The following is a 20,152-nucleotide window of genomic DNA, read 5'->3' as shown; positions in this document are numbered from 1 at the left end:
GTCAGCGCGCCAGCGCCCGGTGCATCGCTTCCCAGGCGTAGCCGCCTTCCACCGCCAGCACCCGGTTGCGCCCGGCCGCCTTGGCCTCGTACATGGCGCGGTCGGCCGTCAGGAACAGCGAGCGGATGTCGTCGAACTGGGTCGGCACGAAGGTCGCCGCGCCGATGCTGACGGTGACGAAGTCGGAGGTGGTCGAGCGCGGATTTGGCACCCGCAGGCGTTCGACGTCGGTGCGGATCGATTCGGCCAGCTTGGCCGCGCCGCCGTAGGGGGTGTCGGGCAGCAGCAGCACGAATTCTTCGCCGCCGTAGCGCGCCGCCAGGTCGGTCGCGCGCAGGGCGTGCGCCTGCAGCGTGCTGGCCACGGCCTGCAGGCACTGGTCGCCGGCGGCATGGCCGAGCAGGTCGTTGTAGAGCTTGAAATGGTCGACGTCCAGCACCAGCAGCGACAGCGGGCGCACGGTGCGGATCGCGCGCTGCCATTCGCGCTCGAGGCAGGCGTCGAACTGGCGGCGGTTGGCGATGCCGGTGAGCGGGTCGGCCAGGGCCGCGCGCTGCAGCGCGTTCTCGGATTGCTTGTGGTGGGTGATGTCGTGCAGCAGGGCGACGTACAGCTGTTCGCCCGAGGCCATCGGCGACAGGCTCAGGTCCATCGCGCGCAGGCTGCCGTCGCGCTGCTGCAGCAGCACTTCGCGGGTGCCGCGGCAGCGCTCCGGGACGGCGTCGCCGCCCTGCGGGTCCGGGTTCGGGGCGCGGCGGTCGAAATAGGCAGCGTAGTCGTTCGCGGCCGGCTCCGCCAGCAGGGCGGCCAGCGGCCGGCCCGCGAGTTCGGTCTCGCTGTAGCCCAGGCAGCGCTCGCTGGCCGGGTTGGCGTACTGGATGCGGCCGTCCTGGCCGAGCAGCATCAGGCCCTCGTCCATGCCCTCGACGATCATGCGCAGGCGCGCAGCCTGCTGGGTGTGCGATTGGCTGGCCGAGCGGAAGTTGAGCTGGGCGCGCACCCGCGCGATGACTTCGGGCAGGCGCAGCGGCTTGGCGATGTAGTCGGCGGCGCCCTGGTCGAAGCCGGCGACGATGTCCTCGGTGTCGGAGCAGGCGCTGACGAAGATCACCGGGATGTCGGCGGTGGCGGCGTTGGCCTTCAGGCGGCGGCAGGTCTCCAGGCCGTCCAGGCCGGGCAGCATGACGTCGAGCAGGATCAGGTCGGGCTGGACCCGCTGCGCCAGGTCGAGCGCGCGTTCGCCGGAGATCGCGACGAAGGTCCGGTAACCGTGGCTGCGCAGCATATCCTGCAGCAGCCCGAGGCTGGCGGGCGCGTCGTCGACGATCAGGATCGCAGCCTGGCGTACGGGCAGCGCGGGCGCGAAAGCAGGGTGGTTCATTCGCTTGCAGGGAAACCGGGGTGTTGTCTGTCGGAAATCATACTCCGATCCCCGGCCCTTGTGACAACATTTGTTGCCACAAGCACACAAACTGCGCTGAATATTGTAGCGCTGTTGTAGCGCCGCTACTCGCGGTCAAGCGCCGGCGCTAACCGGCGGTTTCCCCTCGGCAAGCCGTGTGGTGCTTACAGCATGTCCTTGATCAGCTTGCCGAGGATGGCAATGCCTTCGCGGATGCGTTCCGGCGGCACGGTCACGAAGGACAGGCGCAGGGTATTGGTGGCCGGTTCGTTGGCGTAGAACGGCGCGCCCGGGACGAAGGCCACGCGGGCGGCCAGCGACTGGTCGAGCAGTTTCATGGCGTCGATGCTCTTCGGCAGGGTCACCCAGATGAACATGCCGCCTTCCGGCTTGGTCCAGGTCACGCTGGCCGGGAAGTGTTCGGTCATCGCGTCCAGCATCACCTGGCACTGGTCGCCGTACAGCTTGCGGATGGTCGGGATGTGCTGGTCGAGGAAGCCGTCCTTGACCACTTCGTGCACCACCATCTGGGTCAGCTGGGCGGTGTGCAGGTCGGCCGCCTGCTTGGCCAGCTCGAGGCGGCGCACCAGCGGCAGCGGGGCGCAGACGTAGCCGAGGCGGATGCCCGGGGTCAGCACCTTCGAGAACGACCCCATGTAGATGACGCCTTCCGGGTTCATCGCGACCATCTTCGGCATCGGCTCGCCGCGGTAGGACAGGGTGCCGTAAGGGTCGTCCTCGATCAGCGGCAGGCCGAGGCGCGCGCAGGTCTCCACCAGTTCCTGGCGGCGTTCGACCGACAGCGAGCGGCCGGTCGGGTTCTGGAAGTTCGGCAGCGCGTACAGCAGGCGCGCGCCTTGCGCGATCGCGTCGATCGAGGACGGCACCAGGCCGTGTTCGTCGGTGTCGACCGATGCGAATTCAGGACGGTAGACCGAGAAGGCCTGCAGGGCGCCGAGGTAGCTCGGGGTTTCGACCAGCACGCGGCTGCCTTCGTCGATCAGGACCTTGCCCAGCAGGTCGAGCGCCTGCTGCGAGCCCGAGGTCATCAGGATCTGTTCCGGCAGGATGCGGCTGCCTTCCGTGGAGAGCGAGTTGGCGATCCATTCCCGCAGCGGGCCATAGCCGTCGGTCGGGCCGTACTGCAGCGCGACCTTGCCGTTCTCGCTCAGGACCTTGTCGTAGGCTTCTTTCATGCGCTCGACCGGGAACGTGGCTGGCGACGGCAGGCCACCGGCGAAGGAGATGATCTCCGGACGCTGGGTGATCTTCAGGATTTCGCGGATGAACGAGCTTTGCAGCTGCTGCGCGCGTTCCGAAAACTGCCACTGGATGGGATTTGGATTGTCGATTTTCATGCTGTTCTCACAGGACTCTCAGGAAGGGACCGCACGGGTAGTGCCGGACCATTATAAGGCACGCGGGTAGGCGGCCTCGGGGATGGACCGGGCCGGGTAGGCCCAGCCCGCGATCGGTACGAATTTAAAACAAATGCAATGCTCGTCTAAACAAATGTTTAGGCGACTTCGGCGATCATCTCGATTTCGACGCAGGTGCCGCGCGGCAGCGAGGCGACGCCGAAGGCCGAACGCGCGTGCTTGCCGGCATCGCCGAACACTTCGCCGATCAGTTCGGAGCAGCCGTTGGTGACCAGGTGCTGCTCGTTGTAGTCCGGGGTCGAGGCGACCAGGCTCATCACCTTGACGATGCGCTTGACGCGGTTCAGGTCGCCGCCGACGGCTTCCTGCAGGGTGCCGAGCAGGTCGATGGCGACCGAGCGCGCAGCGGCCTGGCCGTCGGCGGTGGTCTTGTCCTTGCCCAGGATGCCGGCGTTCGGCGAGCCGTCGGCGTTCTTGGCGATGTGGCCCGAGATGAACACGAGGTTGCCGGTTTGCACGTACATGACGTAGGCGGCGGCCGGGGTGGCCGGCGCGGCCAGGGTGATGTTCAGTTCTTTGAGTTTGTCGTAGACGGACATGGTTTGATTGACGTTGCAGTGAAAGAAGCAGGTATTGTACGTCGGGCCAGCCACAATGCCTATGTTCCGCTGCCGGGGCGGGCCTGCGCCGGCGCCGTCCCCCTGTTGTGTTTTTCTTATTTTATTCCAAAACCGCCCCTTGAAAAGCTTTCCGCGAGCCCAATATGGCTGCAATCCGCCCCCGGGCGCTATTCCCAACCTGAATTAACACGAGGAACAAGATGGCAGTTGCCGAAAAAGAAACCCTTGGCTTCCAGGCAGAAGTAAAACAGCTGTTGCAGCTCATGATCCACTCCTTGTACTCGAACAAGGAGATCTTCCTGCGCGAACTGATCTCGAACGCTTCCGACGCGGCCGACAAGCTGCGCTTCGAGGCGATCAACAACGACGCCCTGTACGGCAACGACCATGAACTGAAGATCAAGGTCAGCTTCGACAAGGATGCGCGCACCATCACGATTTCGGACAACGGCATCGGCATGAGCCGCGACGAAGTCATCGCGCACCTGGGCACCATCGCCAAGTCGGGCACCAAGGAATTCTTCAGCAAGCTGTCGGGCGACCAGCAGCAGGATGCGGCCCTGATCGGCCAGTTCGGCGTGGGCTTCTACTCGGCCTTCATCGTGGCCGACCGCGTCATCGTCAATACCCGCCGCGCCGGCGCCTTCGCCTCCGAAGGCGTGCGCTGGGAATCGACCGGCGAAGGCGACTACAGCATCGAAGCGATCGAGAAGGCCAGCCGCGGCACCGACGTGATCCTGCACCTGCGCGCCGGCGAGGAAGAGCTGCTGTCGTCGTGGAAGCTGAAGTCGATCATCCGCAAGTACTCGGACCACATCTCGCTGCCGATCGTGATGCAGAAGGAAGAGTGGGACGAAGAGCAGAAGCAGACCGTCCTGAAGGACGAGTTCGAGACCGTCAACCAGGCCAGCGCGCTGTGGGCGCGCTCGAAGAGCGACATCACCGAAGAGCAGTACAACGAGTTCTACAAGCACGTCTCGCACGACTTCCAGGACCCGCTGGCCCATACCCACAACCGCGTGGAAGGCCGCAGCGAGTACACCCAGCTGCTGTACGTGCCGGCGCACGCCCCGTTCGACCTGTGGGACCGCAACAAGCGCGCCGGCATCAAGCTGTACGTGAAGCGCGTCTTCATCATGGACGACGCCGAGCAGCTGATGCCGACCTACCTGCGCTTCATCAAGGGCGTGATCGATTCGAGCGACCTGCCGCTGAACGTCTCGCGCGAGATCCTGCAGGAGTCGCGCGACGTGAAGGTGATCCGCGAAGGCTCGACCAAGCGCGTGCTGGGCATGCTGGAAGAGATGGCCAACTCGGAAGAGCAGGCCGGTCGCGACAAGTACACCACCTTCTGGAAGGAATTCGGCCAGGTGCTCAAGGAAGGCATCGGCGAGGACGCCACCAACAAGGACCGCATCGCCAAGCTGCTGCGCTTCGCGTCGACCGCCAACGATGCGGCCGACCAGACCGTGTCCTTCGCCGACTACGTCGAGCGCATGAAGGAAGGCCAGGACAAGATCTATTACGTCACCGCCGACAGCTACAACGCCGCCAGGAACAGCCCGCACCTCGAGATCTTCCGCAAGAAGGGCGTCGAAGTGCTCCTGATGACGGACCGCGTGGACGAGTGGATGCTGTCCTTCCTGAGCGAGTTCGAAGGCAAGGAACTGGTGTCGGTCGCCAAGGGCGGCCTGGACCTGGGCGCGCTGGAAGACGAAGCCGAGAAGAAGGAGCACCAGGAAGTCGAAGCTGGCTACAAGGAACTGGTCGAGAAGATGAAGGGCGCCCTGGGCGACAAGGCCAAGGACGTGCGCGTGACCTTCCGCCTCACCGATTCGCCGGCCTGCCTGGTCGCGGACGAGAACGAGCTGTCGGGTAACCTGCTGCGCATGCTGAAGGCGGCCGGCCAGGACGCGCCGGAATCGAAGCCGATCCTCGAGATCAACCCGAACCACCCGCTGGTGACGCGCCTGAAGTACGAGGACGCGGAAGGCGCGCGCTTCGCCGACTGGTCGCACATCCTGTTCGACCAGGCCATGCTGGCCGAGGGCGGCAGCCTGAGCGATCCGGCCAGTTTTGTGAAGCGCCTGAACGAGATGCTGCTGGCGACGGCGAAGTAAGCGTTTTCGTCAGCCACACCGAACCGGGGCCGCGTGTCCCGGTTTTTTTTCGCCTACAGGTGGCGCGTCTCGGCGGGCGGCGTCACCCAGTTGTCGTTGCGGCCGTCGAGACAGCGCACCGGCGCGGCCAGGAGTTCCTCCACCGGCAGGTCGTCCAGGCTGGCCAGCACCACCGCATGGAAAGGCCCCAGCGCCGCCGACGTGCCGGTCGAGAAGGTGTTGATGCCGCACTGGCCGCAGAAATAATGGGCGTCCTGGCGGGTGTGGAAGCGGTATTCGCGCAGGCTGCCGCCCCCTGCCAGCAGGCGGAAGGCGCTGGACGGCACCTGCGCTGCCCAGAAGCGCATCTTGGTGCAGATCGTGCAGTTGCACTTGATGGTGCCGGCGCCCAGGTCGATGTCGGCTTCGAAGCGTACGCTGCCGCAATGGCAGCTGCCGTGGTAGGTCTTCATGCTGTTGTTGCCTTGTGTTGTCGTGTGGTGCGATCAGGCGGCCGCCATCCGGCGCAGCGCCGCGAATTCCGATGCGTCGATCTGGTAGACCGCTACCGTCTGCGCATGCCAGACCTCTTCGCCCCGGTAGCGCATGCCGAGCCGCTGCATCACCTTGGCGGAATCGGCATTCTCCGGATGGCAGATCGCCGCCAGCGACGGGGCTTTCAGGTCGTCGAATGCGAAGGCCGCCATGCGGCGCGCGGCCTCGCTCGCGTAGCCGCGGCCCCAGCGGTCCGGGCGCAGGCGCCAGCCGATCTCGTGCTGGTTGGCCGGGTCGTGTCCCAGGTGCTGGATGCAGCCGGCGCCGACCAGTTCGCCCGTGTCCCGTTCGATGAAGCTCCACCACGAATGGCCGAACTGCGCCCAGCGCCCCTGCACGCGCGCGATCATGGCTGCCGTTTCCTCGGGCGTTTCCGGGCGGCCGGCGATGTAGCGCTGCACCGCCGGGTCGGCGTTCAGCACGCGCAGCCCCTCGTAGTGGGCGGGGCAGATCGGCTCCAGGCGCAGGCGCGCCGTCTCCAGGACGCTCATGCGGGTTGCCCGAGCTGGTCGCAGAATTCCTGCAGCAGGCGTTCGCCTTCCGGCCAGGGGCCGTGGCCCGAGTCGGCGTTGACGTGGCCGGCATCGCCGATCGGCACCAGCCGGCTGCCCCAGCTTGCAGCGAAAACGCCGGCGCGCTCCTGCGTGATGTAGGGATCGTTGCCGCTGGCGAGCACCATGCTCGGGAAGGGCAGGGGCGCGAGCGGAATCGGGGCGAAACCGTTCACCGGCACCGGGTAGCTGGGCGCTTCGACGTCGCTGGGCGCCACCAGGAAGGCGCCGGCCACCTTCAGCGGCGAACGGCTGGCAGCCCAGTGCGCCACCAGCATGCAGCCCAGGCTGTGCGCGACCAGGATCGGGGCGCCGCGGCAAGCCGCGATCGCGGCGTCCAGTTCGGCCACCCATTCGTCGCGCTCGGGACAGTTCCAGTCGCGGTGCGCGGCCTTGGTCCAGGCCGGATAGCGCGCCTGCCACTGGCTTTGCCAGTGTTCGGGGCCGGAGTTCCACAGTCCTGCCAGGATCAGTACGTCGCACTTCATCGCGCCTCCGTCGTTGGGAAAAAATCAAGGACGATTGTACGTCGAAAGCGCCGGCGGTATCAGGCCGCGGTCTTGTCCTGCGCGTCGCCGGCGGACACGTGGCGCGGCGCCACCAGCCGTGCGAAGCAGGCGCGCCAGGCGTCGCGGCGGTGTTCGGTCACGGCGCCGAGCGCACGGGTGGCGGCCGCGATGGCGGCGGCCAGCAGCAGGATGTCGGCGTGCGAGCGCGGATCGTGCGGATACAGCGCCAGCCAGAGCCCGATCACCACCGCATGCGACAGGTAGAGCGTGAAGGTATAGGAGGCCGCCCGCCGCAGCGCCGGGGCGACACGCAGCAGCGCCGCGAAGTCGGCATCGCGCGCGCAGGCGAAGTTGGCCAGCACGATCGCGCACAGCAGGTAGTCGCCCAGGAAGCGGTCGGCGCTGCCCAGCGGCAGGGACGGAAAGGGCCACCAGGCAAGGGCGGCGGCGCGCAGCGGCGCTTCGGCATCCAGCCCGACCCAGGCGCCCAGCAGCAGCAGGCTCGCCGCCCAGCCGCACCTGGCCGCCGCCGGCGTGAACCACGGACGGCGGTAGCTGCGGCACAGCCACACCCCGGCCAGCCACATCGGCAGCAGCAGCCAGAGCTTGTAGCCCATCAGGGCCAGCGCCAGCGCGACGAGGATGGCGCGGCGCGCGCCGCGCAGGTAGCAGGCCAGCCCGAACAGCAGGTAGTACCAGGCTTCGTAGTCGAGCGACCACCAGGGCACCAGATAGGGCGGGACTTCGGCCAGGCTCCAGTGCTGGCCGAGGAACAGCAGGTGTAGCGGCAGGTACAGGTACAGCTTGTCGAGCACGTAGGCGTGCGACGGGATGGCGTCGCCGAGGGCGCGTGCGGCGGCGGCCCCGGCCAGCGCCAGCAGCAGGACCGGCAAGGCCACCGAATACACCCGCGACAGCCGCGCCGCCGCATAGGCACGCGCGGACGGGCGCTGGCCGGAGCGCAGCGTGGTGGCGGCGATCAGGTAGCCGGACAGGACGAAGAACACGATCACCGCCTCGCGCCCCATGGCCGGCAGGACGCCCCACGCCCCCTGCGGGATCACGCCGAAGTAGGCGAAATGGGCGAACACGACCATGACCGCCGCCAGCAGGCGGGTCAGGTCGAGGTAAAGGGAGAACGACTGCCCGAGGACGGGCGGCGAGGTCGACATTTTTTCTTTTTATCAAGCGAACAAGGCGATCATACACCGCCCGCGCGGGCCGGCGGTCAGAGCGCGGTACGCAGGGCGAACAGTTCCGGGAACAGCACCACGTCGAGCATCTTGCGCAGGTAGCTGGCGCCCGAGGTGCCGCCGGTGCCCAGCTTGAAGCCGATGATGCGCTCGACCGTGGTCACGTGGCGGAAGCGCCAGAAGCGGAACGCGGTCTCCAGGTCGACCAGCTTCTCGGCCAGTTCGTACAGCGCCCAGTGGTGCTCGGTGTCCTGGTAGACGCCCAGCCAGGCCGCCTTCACGCTCTCGTCCGGCTGGGTGGGCCGGGTCGGGTCGGCGGCCAGGCGTTCCGGCGCGATGGGGAAGCCGCTGCGCGCCAGCAGCATCACCGCCTCGTCGTAGACGGAAGGCGCGTGCAGCTCCTTCTCGAGGATGGCGTGCGCCTCGGGCGACTTCTCGTGCACCGCGAGCAGGTTGGGGTTCTTGTTCCCGAGGATGAATTCGAGCTCGCGGTACTGGAAGGACTGGAAGCCCGAGGACGCGCCCAGGTAGGGCCGGATCGCGGTGTACTCGGGCGGCGTCATGGTCGCCAGCACGTCCCAGGCGTGCACCAGTTGGTCCATGATGCGCGCCACCCGCGCCAGCATCTTGAAGGCCGGCGGCAGGTTGCCTTCCCGGATGTGGCGGCGCACCGCCTGCAGCTCGTGCAGCATCAGCTTGATCCACAGCTCGCTGGTCTGGTGCTGGATGATGAACAGCATCTCGTTGTGGTTGGGCGAGAGCGGGTGCTGGGCCGACAGGATGCTATCCAGGCCCAGGTAGTCGCCGTAGCTCATGGACTCCTTGAAGTCCAGTTTCGCGCCATGCCATTCCGGCGTGGTTTGTGCCTTGTCGTTCACGATGGCTCCTAGGTGACTGCGCTGCGTTCGAGCGCCGCGTCGTAGTCCCGGCGGTCGAGGATGTCCTTCAGGATCGCCACCGCGTCCCACACGTCGGCGAAGCTGGTGTAGAGCGGGGTGAAGCCGAAGCGCATGATCTCCGGCTCGCGGTAGTCGCCGATCACGCCGCGCGCGATCAGGGCCTGCATCACCGCATAGCCGTGTGGGTGGGTGAAGCTGACGTGGCTGCCGCGCCGCGCATGGTCGCGCGGCGTCACCAGGCCGAGCGGGTGGCCGCCGCAGCGCGACTCGACCAGCTCGATGAACAGGTCGGTCAGCAGCAGCGATTTCTCGCGCAGCGCGGCCATCGTGGTCGCTTCGAACACTTCCAGCCCACACTCGACCAGCGCCAGCGAGAGCACCGGCTGGGTGCCGCACAGGGCGCGTCCGATGCCTTCGCATGCCTCGAAACCGTGCGACATCGCGAACGGCCGGGCATGGCTCCACCAGCCGGTGAGCGGATGGGAAAAGGCCGCCTGGTGGCGTTGCGGGACCCAGATGAAGGCCGGTGCGCCGGGGCCGCCGTTCAGGTATTTATAGGTGCAGCCGACCGCGAAGTCGGCCTCCGCCGCGTGCAGGTCGAGCGGCACCGCGCCGGCCGAGTGGGCCAGGTCCCAGACCGCCAGGGCGCCGGCGGCGTGGGCCTGGCGGGTGAGGCCGACCATGTCGTGCTGGTAGCCGGTGCGGTAGTTGACGTGGGTGAGCATCAGCACCGCGCAGTCGGCGTCGAGCGCGGCCGGAATCTCGTCCACGGAATCGACCAGGCGCACCCGGTAGCCCTGCCGTAGCCACTGGGCCAGGCCTTCGGCCATGTAGATATCGGTGGGGAAGTTGCTGCGTTCGGTGACGAGCGTGCGGCGGGAGGCTGCCGGCCCCTGGGCCTGCAGCTGCAGGGCCGCGGCCAGCGCCTTGAACAGGTTGAGCGAGGTGGTGTCGGTGACCACGACTTCGCCTTGGCGTGCGCCGATCAGCGGGGCGAGGCGGTCACCGAGGCGCTTGGGCAGGTCGAACCAGCCGGCCGTGTTCCAGCTCTTGATCAGGTCTTGCCCCCATTCGCGCGCAACCACTTCCTGGGCGCGCGCCAGCGCGGCCTTCGGGCGGGCGCCGAGCGAATTGCCGTCGAGGTAGATCACGCCCTCGGGCAGGTCGAAGCGCTCGCGCAGGGCGTGCAGCGGGTCGCGCGCGTCGCGGGCGAGGCAGTCTTCACGGGTCATCGGGGTGCTCATGCGCTTTCCTTGCTTGGCAGTTCCCGCAGGATGGCGCGCACCGGGCTGGCGTCCATGCCTGCGAATTTCAGGGGCAGGGCGACCAGTTCGTAGTCGCCCTCGGGGATCTGGTCCAGCACGATGCCTTCCAGGATGGCCATGCGGCTGGCCCGTACGGCATGGTGGGCGTCCAGGGTCTTGGAATCCTGCGGGTCGAGCGAGGGGGCGTCGGTGCCCACCAGGATCGCGCCGCGGCTGGCCAGCAGCGCGATGGCGGCCGGGGTAATGGCGGGGAAGGCCGGGTCCCAGGCATCCTGCGGCGCGCTGGCGTAAGTACGCAGCAGCACCCGTGCCGGCGCGCCATCGAGCTTGCCTGCGAGGTGGCCCGGCTCGACCGCGGCCACGCCGATGCAGTGGATCACGCGGCAGGGTCCGATGTAGGGACGCAGGTCGACCTGGTCGATGGCGCTGCCGGCCGGGTCGTAGTGGCTGGGGGCGTCGGTATGGGCGCCGAGGTGGGTCGTCATCGTCATGCGGCTGACCCGGACCGGGCAGCCGTCCTGGATCTGCCAGGTGGGCGCGGCCTCGAAGGGCGTATCGCCGGGCCAGACCGGGATGGCAGCCGAGATCGTCGGGCTGATGTCCCAGAGTCGTAAAGATTCCATGCTTGCCTTTGCTGAGTGCAGATAGCGGATCGTTGAAGCCTGAAGTTATTTCCAGCCTCGCAGTGTAGCAAGTTCCAGCGGCTGCCGTCCTGCTTTGTTGGCTTGATGCCAACTTTCTGAAGAGCTAAAAAATTTTTAAAAATTTTCGTCAAGAACGCTAAAGTTCCCGGAACCCCTGCCGTTACCCCTACCAGAAGCGCGATAAAAGGTCTTGAAAAATATTTTCAAGAAACCCTCAAGTTGCTGAAAAGGGCGCCGTTAAAGGAGTGGAGAGGCCGGGGAAGCGTGAAAAATATTTTGCGAAAACCCTAAAGTTTCCCTGAAGCTTGACGTAAACCGTATCAAACGCACGACAGACGTCCCGTCGAGCGAGCACAATTCAGCTGGTTTCCAGCACCTCCCACAGCCCCGTTTTCATAGGGGCGCCAGAGTGATCCAACAGGGTTTGTCAGACAAACTCCTACGGGTCTTGCCGTCATTTCGCGGACGAAAAATACAGAGTTCGTCCAATACCGAAAAAGTTTCCTCACGGTCAGAATCTATCTCAACGGCAACACATTGTTTGCCGGGAAAACGGATGACGGAGAGATGGAAATGACGATGAACGACATGATGGCTGAAATTCGCGACGCTAACCTGAGCTACCTGATGCTGGCCCAGCAGATGATCCGCGCAGACAAGGTCACCGCCATCTTCCGTCTCGGCATCTCCGCCGACATCGCCGAACTGATCGAAAGCATGAGCAACGCCCAGATCCTGAAGCTGGCAAGCGGCAACATGATGCTGGCCCGTTTCCGCTTCGACGACACCGCCATCCTGTCGATGCTGACCAGCCACACCAAGGACCGCAGCCTGGCCCAATCGCACGCTGCGATCCTGATGGCCGGCCAAGCGGTCGAAGAGATCGTATAAAATCCCGCTGAGCGGCCCCCTCGGGGCTGCATGGCAAGGTAATATCGGAGCGGGAGCAGGGATGAGCAAGAAAAGTGTCGTATCGGAAGCGCAGGAAATCCAGCTTGCGATCGAACTGATCAACCTGGGAGCGCGCCTCCAGCTGCTCGAAACCGAAGTCTCGCTCTCGCGCGAGCGCCTGCTCAAGCTCTACAAGGAACTCAAGGGCGTCTCTCCGCCCAAGGGCATGTTGCCCTTCTCGACCGACTGGTTCCTGACCTGGCAACCGAATATCCATTCCTCGCTCTTCATCAATATCCATAACTTCCTGGTCGAACATGCCGGCGCCAGCGGCATCCAGGCCGTGATGAAGGCCTACCAGCTCTACCTCGAACAGATGCCGCCCGAGCCGGGCGAAGAGCCGCTGCTGTCGCTGACGCGCGCCTGGACCCTGGTGCGCTTCTTCCAGAGCGGCATGCTGGTGCTGGCTCCGTGCGGCAAGTGCCAGGGCAAGTTCGTCGTGAATGCCCTCGACCTGAACGCCGGCTACCTGTGCGGCCTGTGCCATATGCCTTCGCGCGCCGGCAAGACCCGCAAGGCGAAAGACGCCAAGGACGCGGCGGCCGCCGCTGCCGCCGCCACCGCTGCCAGCCAGGGCAAGTGAAGCCCGCATGTCCCTGATGCCCGCATGTCGCTGAAGCCGGCCGTCGCCGCGCTGCTGCTGCAGGCCGCCGCCTTTCCCTTGAGCCTGGCCGTCACCTGGCTGCTGGCCAGCGCCGGCATCCCGATGTCCTACCTGGCCGTGGCCCTGATCCAGGGCCTGCTCGCCGCCACCCTGGGCTGGTGGCGCGGCCTGGCCAGCTGGTGGCGCCCGATTCAATTCTGCTTTCCCCTCGCGCTGCTCGGCGCGGCGCAGCTGGCGATCCCGCCGCTGGTGTTCCTGGCGATCTTCCTGTTCCTGTTGCTGCTGTACTGGTCCACCTACCGCACCCAGGTGCCGTACTACCCGTCCAACCGGCGCGTGTGGGCAGCGGTGGTCGGCCTGCTGCCGGCGCGGGCGCCGCTGCGGGCGATCGACATCGGCAGCGGGCTGGGCGGGCTGGTGCTGCATCTGGCGCGCCGGCCCGGCGTGCAGGCCAGCGGCATCGAGCTGGCCCCGCTGCCCTGGCTGCTCAGCCGGCTGCGCGCGCGGCTCGCGGGAAGCGGGGCGCGCTTCCTGCGCGGCGATTACGAAAATCTGGATTTCGCGCAATACGATGTCGTGTTCGCCTACCTGTCGCCAGCCGCCATGGGGGCGCTATGGCGCAAGGCGGCGCGCGAGATGCGACCCGGCTCCGTGCTGCTGAGTTATGAATTCGTCATCGACGATCGTTTGCCCGACCGTACCGTCTATCCCACAGAGGGTGGTCCTGCCCTGTACTTGTGGCACTTTTAGGCGACAAAACCGGCCTTTTTGCTTGCCGATGGGCCGTTCTCCCGCTAGAGTGGTTCCCTGCGTCAACTTTGCTTGAAATCACTTATTTAAGACAGCCGGAGCACCAGCCCGGCGTACCTGGAGCGGAATTCCCTTGTTAGTCATTCTCGGTTACCTCGTCGTCTGCGCCTGTGTGTTCGGCGGCTTCGCCTGGGCCGGCGGCCACCTGGCTTCGCTGTGGCAGCCGGTCGAACTTGTGATGATCGGCGGTGCAGCCCTGGGCGCGTTCTTCGTCGGTAATACCATGAAGTCGGTGAAGGCGACCATGAAGGCCCTGCCGAGCGTGTTCAAGGGGTCGCAGTACACCAAGGACATGTACATGGAGCTGATGGCGCTGCAGTTCGACGTGCTCTCGAAGGTGCGCAAGGAAGGCCTGATGTCGATCGAAGGCGACATCGAGGCGCCGGAAGCCTCGCCGCTGTTCTCCAAGTATCCGGCGGTGCTGGCCGACCACCACATCGTCGAGTTCATGACCGATTACCTGCGCCTGATGGTGTCCGGGAACATGGACGCGATGCAGATCGAAAACCTGATGGACAACGAGATCGAGACCCACCACCACGAGGGTGCGATCCCGGCCCACGTGATCGCCAAGATCGGCGACGGCCTGCCGGCCTTCGGTATCGTGGCGGCGGTGATGGGCGTGGTCCACACGATGGAATCGGTGGGCCTGCCGCCGGCCGAGCTGGGCATCCTGATCGCCAAGGCGCTGGTCGGCACCTTCCTCGGCATCCTGCTGGCCTATGCCTTCGTGAGTCCGCTCGCGAGCGTGCTGGAACAGAAGCTGGAAGAATCGACCAAGATGTTCCAGTGCGTGAAGGTCACGCTGCTGGCCAGCCTGAACGGCTATGCACCGGCGCTGGCCGTGGAGTTCGGCCGCAAGGTGCTGTACTCGACCGAGCGCCCGAGTTTCGCCGAACTCGAAGAACACATCAAGAAGAAGAAGTAAGACCGATGCCGGTTTCCAGCACACAGGTAGACACGCGAGGCGGGCATGGCTGACGAAGGCATGCGCCCCATCGTCGTCAAGCGCATCAAGAAGGTGCAGGGCGGCCACCACGGCGGCGCCTGGAAGATCGCCTACGCCGACTTCGTGACCGCCATGATGGCCTTCTTCCTGCTCATGTGGCTGCTCGGCTCGACCGCCAAGGGCGACCTGGAAGGCATCTCCGAATACTTCAAGACGCCGCTCAAGGTGGCGATGGCGGGCGGCTCGGGCGCCGGCGACTCCTCGTCGGTGATCAAGGGCGGCGGCACCGACCTGACCCGCCGCAACGGCCAGGTCAAGAAGGGCGACATCGACCCGAGTTCGAAGACCTACAACCTGGAAGCGGCCAAGGCCCAGGTGGCGAAGGCCGAAGCCGACCGCCTGCAGTCGCTCAAGTCGAAGATCGAGTCGGTCATCGAGGTCAACCCGCTGCTCAAGAAGTACAAGAACCAGCTGCTGCTCGATATCACCAGCGAAGGCCTGCGCATCCAGATCGTGGACGAGCAGAACCGCCCGATGTTCGCGCTGGCCAAGGCCGAGCTGCAGCCCTATACCAAGGACATCCTGAACGTGATCGGCATGGTGCTCAACGAGGTGCCGAACAAGATCGGCCTGTCCGGCCACACCGACTCGACCCCGTACCCGAGCGACGCCGGCTACAGCAACTGGGAACTGTCGGCCGACCGCGCCAACGCCTCGCGGCGCGAACTGGTGCGCGGCGGCCTGGGCGACGACAAGGTGCTGCGCGTGGTGGGCCTGGCCTCGGCCGCGCCGCTCGACCGCACCGATCCGTTCAACCCGATCAACCGGCGCATCAGCATCATCGTGATGAACAAGCGCACCGAGGAAGCCGTCCAGCGCGACGCCGCTTCGCTCGAGGTGCCGGCGCAGCAGCCCACCGCGGCGGCCGAAGCGGTCGTGACGGCCGGCGGCGCACCCGCCGCCGCAGCAAGATAATCCAGGACTGGAGACTGGAATGAAAAGAAAAAAGATACTGGGATCGCACGTGAAGCGCCTGCTGTCGGGCGTGGCCATCCACGGACGCCGCCACCTCACCGAGGTCGAGACCGACCTGCTGCAGACCGAGCTGCTGCTGGAGGAAGCCATCGACAAGCTGACCAGCAGCTTCATGGCGATCCACACGGCGGTCGGCGCGCGCCAGGAGGCCATCAACCGCCTGCTGGCCGGCGGCACGCCGAGCGCGGAAGACAGCGCCAACCTGGCGGACATGTCGGGCGAGATCGGCCAGCACGTGAACTCGGCCATCACCAGCATGCAGTTCCAGGACATGACCAGCCAGCTGATCGACCGCACCCTGCGCCGCGTCACCGGCCTGCGCGACTTCCTCGGCACGCTCAGCGAGCACGGCGCCGAGATCGCGCCCGAGACCGACAGCGACGAGATCGTCGAACGCCTGGGCAAGGTCAGCATGGCGCTGGCGATCCAGTCGCTCGAGCTGCGCAGCATGCTGCGCAAGTCGGTGGAGCAGCGCCACCTCGAAAGCGGGGACATCGAACTCTTCTGAGTGCGCCGGCGGCGACACGGAACAAGCGATAGTACAAGTTGGCATTCAGCACTTAACATTCAACCGGCACAGTCCGGATTCAAGATAGCAGGAGCAAAACATGGCAAAAACGATTCTCGCGGTCGACGATTCCAGTTCGCTGCGCCAGATGGTGGCCTTCAGCCTGAAGGCGGCTGGCTACAACGTGGTGGAAGCCGTGGACGGCCAGGATGGCCTCGACAAGGCGAAGCAGCAGAGCGTGGACCTGGTCCTGACCGACCAGAACATGCCGCGCATGGACGGCCTGGCCCTGATCAAGACCCTGCGCACGCTGCCGACCTACGCCAAGACCCCGATCCTGATGCTGACCACCGAATCGTCCGACGAGATGAAGGCCAAGGGCCGCGCCGCCGGCGCCAACGGCTGGCTGGTCAAGCCCTTCGATCCGCAGCGCCTCATCGAGGTCGTGAAAAAAGTCATCGGCTAAGGCCATGACGCATCGGGCATCAGAACGGATTTCACCATGACGATCGACATCAGCCAGTTTTACCAGGTCTTCTTCGACGAGGCAGAGGAACTGCTCGCCGAAATGGAGCGGCTGCTGCTGGGCGTCGACGTGGCCGCGCCCGACCCGGAGGACCTGAACGCCATCTTCCGCACCGCGCATTCGGTCAAGGGCGGCGCCTCGACCTTCGGCCTGACCGACATGAGCGGGGTCACGCACGTGCTCGAGTCGCTGCTGGACCGTATCCGCAAGGGCGAGATGGCGCTCACCAGCAAGCATGTGGACGCCTTCCTGGCGGCCAAGGACATCCTCAAGATGCAGCTCGACGGCCACCGCCACGGCGGCGCGGTCGACCAGGAAGCGGTCGCCAACGTGCGCATGGTGCTGCACGACCTGGCCGAAGGCCTGGTGCCGCAGGCCGCGGTGGTGGCGCCGTCCTACCTGACGGCGGAGAGCAAGGCCCATCACCCAACCGAAGGCGCGCACCGCTACAAGATCGAACTGCCGGTGGTCGAGCAGCGCGACATCAGCGCCCTGGTGGACGAACTCGGCCTGATGGGCCGGGTGAAGGTCACGCCGCTCGACGGCGGTCGCAGCGCCATCGTCATCACGACCCACGAGAGCCTGGACGACATCATCGCGATCTGCTCCTTCGTGCTCGATCCCGAAGACCTGAAGATCTTCGAGGCCCCTCCCTTGAGCCCGGAGCAGCGCGCCATCGAGGCCGCCGAGCGCAAGCGCATCGAGGACAGCCAGGGCTACGGCTTCTTCGACGTCGACGACGAGGGCGAGGCCGGCGCCGCCGGCGAAGTCGAGCTGTCCGACGACGAGCGCGGCTACGGCTTCTTCCAGCCGATCGAGCAGATCCGCGCGCTGGCCGGCATCGGCGACGCGCCGCCGGCCCAGCCGGCGCCGTCGCAGCGCCCGGAGCCCCTCGAAACGAGCGAGACGGCCGAGAAGAAAGCCGCGGCGAAGAAGGATCCGCATGCCGAATCTTCCTCGATCCGCGTGTCGGTGGAGAAGGTCGACCAGCTGATCAACCTGATCGGCGAACTGGTGATCACCAATGCCATGCTGGAGCAGCGCAGCGGCAACCTGGACCCGATGGCGCACGAGCGCCTGCTCAATTCGATCAGCCAGCTGGGCCGCAACACGCGCGAGCTGCAGGAAGCCGTCATGTCGATCCGCATGATGCCGATGGACTTCGTGTTCTCGCGTTTCCCGCGCATGGTGCGCGACCTCGCCGGCAAGCTGGGCAAGAAGGTCGACTTCATCACCAACGGCGCCGCAACCGAACTGGACAAGGGCCTGATCGAGCGCATCGTCGATCCGCTGACCCACCTGGTGCGCAACTCGATCGACCACGGCATCGAGATGCCCGCCGCGCGCCTGGCCAGCGGCAAGTCGGACGCGGGGCGCCTGTTCCTGTCGGCCGGCCACCAGGGCGGCAACATCGTGATCGAAGTCTCGGACGACGGCGCGGGCCTGAACCGCGAGCGCATCCTGGCCAAGGCGGCCCAGAACGGACTGGCCGTGAGCGACAACATGAGCGACGAGGAAGTCTGGCAGCTGATCTTCGCGCCGGGCTTCTCGACCGCCGAGCAGGTGACCGACGTGTCCGGCCGCGGCGTCGGCATGGACGTGGTCAAGCGCAACATCGCCTCGATGGGCGGCACGGTCGACATCCGCTCGGCGCGCGGTTTCGGCACCACGATCTCGATCTCGCTGCCGCTGACCCTGGCCATCCTGGACGGCATGTCGATCCGCAGCGGCGAAGAGGTCTACATCCTGCCGCTGTCCTTCGTGGTCGAGTCGCTGCAGCCGGCGCCGCAGGACATCCGCGAGATCGTGGGACGCGGTCGCGTGCTCAAGGTGCGCGGCGAATACCTGCCCCTGATCCCGCTGTACCAGATGTTCGACATCACCCCGCGCATCACCGATCCGTCCGAAGGCATCGTGGTGATCCTCGAGACCGAGGGCAGGAAGGCCGCGCTGTTCGTGGACGAACTGGTGGGCCAGCAGCAGGTGGTGGTCAAGAACCTGGAAGCGAATTACCGCAAGGTGGCCGGCATCTCCGGCGCCACCATCCTGGGCGACGGCGGCGTCGCACTGATCCTGGACGTGGCTGCGCTGGTGCGCTCCTCGCGCCAGTTGCTGGGCGATGCGCTCGCTTCGTCCAGTCTTTAACAAAACATCAACCCAAGAGGACGTGAACATGTCTACTGCACTGAACAACAAGCTGCATGAAGGCGCCGCGGGCGGCGCCAACGAGGGCGCCGGCAGCGAATTCCTGGCCTTTACCCTCGGCTCCGAGGAATACGGCATCGATATCCTCAAGGTGCAGGAGATCCGCGGCTACGAAGCGGTGACCCGCATCGCCAATGCACCGGAATTCATCAAGGGCGTGATCAACCTGCGTGGCATCATCATCCCGGTGGTCGACATGCGCATCAAGTTCAACCTGGGCACCCCGGTGTACGACCAGTTCACCGTGGTGATCATCCTGAACATCGGCGGCCGCATCATGGGCATGGTGGTGGACAGCGTGTCGGACGTGACCACGCTCACCCCGGACCAGATCAAGCCGGCCCCGGAGATGGGCACCGCCTTCAACTCCGACTACATGATCGGCCTGGGCACGGTGGACGAGCGCATGCTGATCCTGGTCGACATCGACAAGCTGATGTCGTCCGGCGAGATGGGCCTGATGGACAAGCTGGCAGCGTAATGCAGCTGCAGGGTGGCCGGCGAAGCCGACCGCCCTGCGCAGTGCCGGCACGAGTAACGCAGAGAGTATTAGCAAGGAAGAGGCAACGACGTGCCGCAGCAACGATCCGATACGGTCAAGGAATTCGACTTCACGCGCAGTGACTTCGAACGGGTCCGGGCGCTGATCTACCAGCGCGCCGGCATCTCGCTGGCCGACAGCAAGCAGGAGATGGTCTACAGCCGCCTGGCGCGACGCCTGCGCGCGACCGGCATCCAGTCCTTCACGCGCTACCTCGACGAGCTGGAAAGCGGCCGCATGGGGGCGGAGTGGGAAGCCTTCACCAATGCGCTGACCACCAACCTGACCTCGTTTTTTCGCGAAGCCCACCATTTTCCCTTGCTGGCCGAGCACTTGCAGGGCCTGCAGCGCCGCGACGGCAAGCCGCTCACGATCTGGTGCTCGGCGGCGTCCACCGGCGAAGAGCCGTACTCGATCGCCATGACCGCCTGCGAGGCCTTCAATTCGCTCACGCCGCCGGTGCAGATCGTCGCGACCGACATCGACACCAGCGTGCTGGCCGTGGCCGCGGCCGGGGTCTACCCGATGGAGCGCGCCGAAAAGGCGGGCCTGGCGCGGCTCCAGCGCTTCTTCCTGAAAGGGAAGGGCGCCAACGAGGGCATGGCGCGGGTGCGCCCGGAGCTGCGCCAGCTGGTGAGCTTCCGCCAGCTCAACCTGCTGGCGAACGAGTGGCCGGTGGAGGGGCAGTTCGACGCCATCTTCTGCCGCAACGTGATGATCTACTTCGACAAGGATACCCAGCGCAAGATCCTGGCGCGCTTCGTGCCCCTGATGAAGCCGCATGCCCTGCTGTTTGCCGGGCACTCCGAAAACTTCCTGTACGTGTCGGATGCGCTGCGCCTGCGCGGCAAGACGGTGTACGAACTCCACCAGGCGGCAGGCCGCCAATCGCCCTGAGACGTCGACC

Annotated in this window: 21 protein-coding genes; 11 read left to right on the top strand and 10 right to left on the bottom strand. The window is 66.0% G+C overall.

Annotation, left to right across the window (positions count from 1 at the left end; genetic code table 11):
* Window position 1: 1 nt before the first annotated feature.
* From AB3347_RS15245 to AB3347_RS15235, 3 genes are all read right to left on the bottom strand, one after another.
* Complete coding sequence (locus AB3347_RS15245; RefSeq protein ID WP_369092650.1) at window positions 2-1,381, bottom strand: diguanylate cyclase; 1,380 nt, start codon at window positions 1,379-1,381, stop codon at window positions 2-4.
* Window positions 1,382-1,566: 185 nt separating this feature from the next.
* Window positions 1,567-2,760: a PLP-dependent aminotransferase family protein gene (locus AB3347_RS15240; RefSeq protein ID WP_369092649.1), complete on the bottom strand. Its 1,194-nt coding sequence runs from the start codon at window positions 2,758-2,760 to the stop codon at window positions 1,567-1,569.
* Window positions 2,761-2,918: 158 nt separating this feature from the next.
* On the bottom strand, window positions 2,919-3,380 hold the full coding sequence (locus AB3347_RS15235; RefSeq protein ID WP_369092648.1) for a RidA family protein: 462 nt from the start codon (window positions 3,378-3,380) through the stop codon (window positions 2,919-2,921).
* A gap of 221 nt (window positions 3,381-3,601) precedes the next feature.
* Between AB3347_RS15235 and htpG the strand changes: the two genes are divergently transcribed.
* The gene (gene htpG, locus AB3347_RS15230) at window positions 3,602-5,521 is read left to right on the top strand and encodes a molecular chaperone HtpG (RefSeq protein WP_369092647.1); all 1,920 of its coding nucleotides are present in this window, start codon (window positions 3,602-3,604) and stop codon (window positions 5,519-5,521) included.
* Between the two features lie 53 nt (window positions 5,522-5,574).
* Here htpG and AB3347_RS15225 read toward each other — a convergent pair whose 3' ends face one another.
* The 7 genes from AB3347_RS15225 to kynB are packed head-to-tail and all read right to left on the bottom strand — an operon-like array spanning window position 5,575 to window position 11,095.
* Window positions 5,575-5,973 (bottom strand): GFA family protein, encoded by a 399-nt coding sequence (locus AB3347_RS15225; RefSeq protein WP_369092646.1) that lies wholly within the window; start codon window positions 5,971-5,973, stop codon window positions 5,575-5,577.
* Window positions 5,974-6,006: 33 nt separating this feature from the next.
* Window positions 6,007-6,546, bottom strand: coding sequence for a GNAT family N-acetyltransferase (locus AB3347_RS15220; RefSeq protein WP_369092645.1), 540 nt, complete (start codon window positions 6,544-6,546; stop codon window positions 6,007-6,009).
* Entirely contained in the window at window positions 6,543-7,094 is a 552-nt protein-coding gene (locus AB3347_RS15215) for an RBBP9/YdeN family alpha/beta hydrolase (RefSeq protein ID WP_369092644.1), read from the bottom strand. The genes AB3347_RS15220 and AB3347_RS15215 overlap by 4 nt, the downstream gene beginning before the upstream one ends.
* Before the next feature lie 59 nt (window positions 7,095-7,153).
* Entirely contained in the window at window positions 7,154-8,287 is a 1,134-nt protein-coding gene (locus tag AB3347_RS15210) for an acyltransferase family protein (protein ID WP_369092643.1), read from the bottom strand.
* Window positions 8,288-8,343: 56 nt separating this feature from the next.
* Window positions 8,344-9,186 carry a tryptophan 2,3-dioxygenase gene (kynA, locus tag AB3347_RS15205; protein ID WP_369092642.1) on the bottom strand — a complete coding sequence of 281 codons (843 nt, stop codon included), beginning with the start codon at window positions 9,184-9,186 and terminating at the stop codon, window positions 8,344-8,346.
* Between the two features lie 8 nt (window positions 9,187-9,194).
* Window positions 9,195-10,451 (bottom strand): kynureninase, encoded by a 1,257-nt coding sequence (gene kynU / locus AB3347_RS15200; protein ID WP_369092641.1) that lies wholly within the window; start codon window positions 10,449-10,451, stop codon window positions 9,195-9,197.
* On the bottom strand, window positions 10,448-11,095 hold the full coding sequence (kynB, locus tag AB3347_RS15195; RefSeq protein ID WP_369092640.1) for an arylformamidase: 648 nt from the start codon (window positions 11,093-11,095) through the stop codon (window positions 10,448-10,450). Before kynB ends, kynU begins: the two co-directional genes overlap by 4 nt.
* A 594-nt stretch (window positions 11,096-11,689) precedes the next feature.
* Between kynB and flhD the strand changes: the two genes are divergently transcribed.
* From flhD to AB3347_RS15145, 10 genes are all read left to right on the top strand, one after another.
* A complete protein-coding gene (gene flhD / locus AB3347_RS15190; RefSeq protein ID WP_369092639.1) occupies window positions 11,690-12,007 on the top strand; it encodes a flagellar transcriptional regulator FlhD in 318 nt (105 codons plus the stop codon).
* Window positions 12,008-12,068: 61 nt separating this feature from the next.
* Entirely contained in the window at window positions 12,069-12,650 is a 582-nt protein-coding gene (gene flhC, locus AB3347_RS15185) for a flagellar transcriptional regulator FlhC (RefSeq protein ID WP_369092638.1), read from the top strand.
* 24 nt (window positions 12,651-12,674) lie between these two features.
* On the top strand, window positions 12,675-13,421 hold the full coding sequence (locus AB3347_RS15180; protein ID WP_369092637.1) for a class I SAM-dependent methyltransferase: 747 nt from the start codon (window positions 12,675-12,677) through the stop codon (window positions 13,419-13,421).
* Window positions 13,422-13,554: 133 nt separating this feature from the next.
* Entirely contained in the window at window positions 13,555-14,409 is an 855-nt protein-coding gene (motA, locus tag AB3347_RS15175) for a flagellar motor stator protein MotA (protein ID WP_369092636.1), read from the top strand.
* 45 nt (window positions 14,410-14,454) lie between these two features.
* Window positions 14,455-15,405 carry a flagellar motor protein MotB gene (motB, locus tag AB3347_RS15170; protein ID WP_369092635.1) on the top strand — a complete coding sequence of 317 codons (951 nt, stop codon included), beginning with the start codon at window positions 14,455-14,457 and terminating at the stop codon, window positions 15,403-15,405.
* A gap of 19 nt (window positions 15,406-15,424) precedes the next feature.
* The gene (locus AB3347_RS15165; RefSeq protein WP_369092634.1) at window positions 15,425-15,973 is read left to right on the top strand and encodes a chemotaxis protein; all 549 of its coding nucleotides are present in this window, start codon (window positions 15,425-15,427) and stop codon (window positions 15,971-15,973) included.
* 100 nt (window positions 15,974-16,073) lie between these two features.
* On the top strand, window positions 16,074-16,439 hold the full coding sequence (locus tag AB3347_RS15160; RefSeq protein ID WP_369092633.1) for a response regulator: 366 nt from the start codon (window positions 16,074-16,076) through the stop codon (window positions 16,437-16,439).
* Window positions 16,440-16,475: 36 nt separating this feature from the next.
* On the top strand, window positions 16,476-18,644 hold the full coding sequence (gene cheA / locus AB3347_RS15155) for a chemotaxis protein CheA (RefSeq protein WP_369092632.1): 2,169 nt from the start codon (window positions 16,476-16,478) through the stop codon (window positions 18,642-18,644).
* 28 nt (window positions 18,645-18,672) lie between these two features.
* Window positions 18,673-19,185, top strand: a complete 513-nt coding sequence (locus AB3347_RS15150; protein ID WP_369092631.1) for a chemotaxis protein CheW — start codon at window positions 18,673-18,675, stop codon at window positions 19,183-19,185.
* 90 nt (window positions 19,186-19,275) lie between these two features.
* On the top strand, window positions 19,276-20,142 hold the full coding sequence (locus AB3347_RS15145; protein WP_369092630.1) for a CheR family methyltransferase: 867 nt from the start codon (window positions 19,276-19,278) through the stop codon (window positions 20,140-20,142).
* The last annotated feature ends 10 nt before the right edge of the window (window positions 20,143-20,152 follow it).

The organism is Massilia sp. X63 (assembly GCF_041023745.1).
GTDB lineage: Bacteria > Pseudomonadota > Gammaproteobacteria > Burkholderiales > Burkholderiaceae_D > Telluria.
Note: the sequence above shows the minus strand (reverse complement) of the source record. Positions and strands in the feature narration are given on the sequence as shown.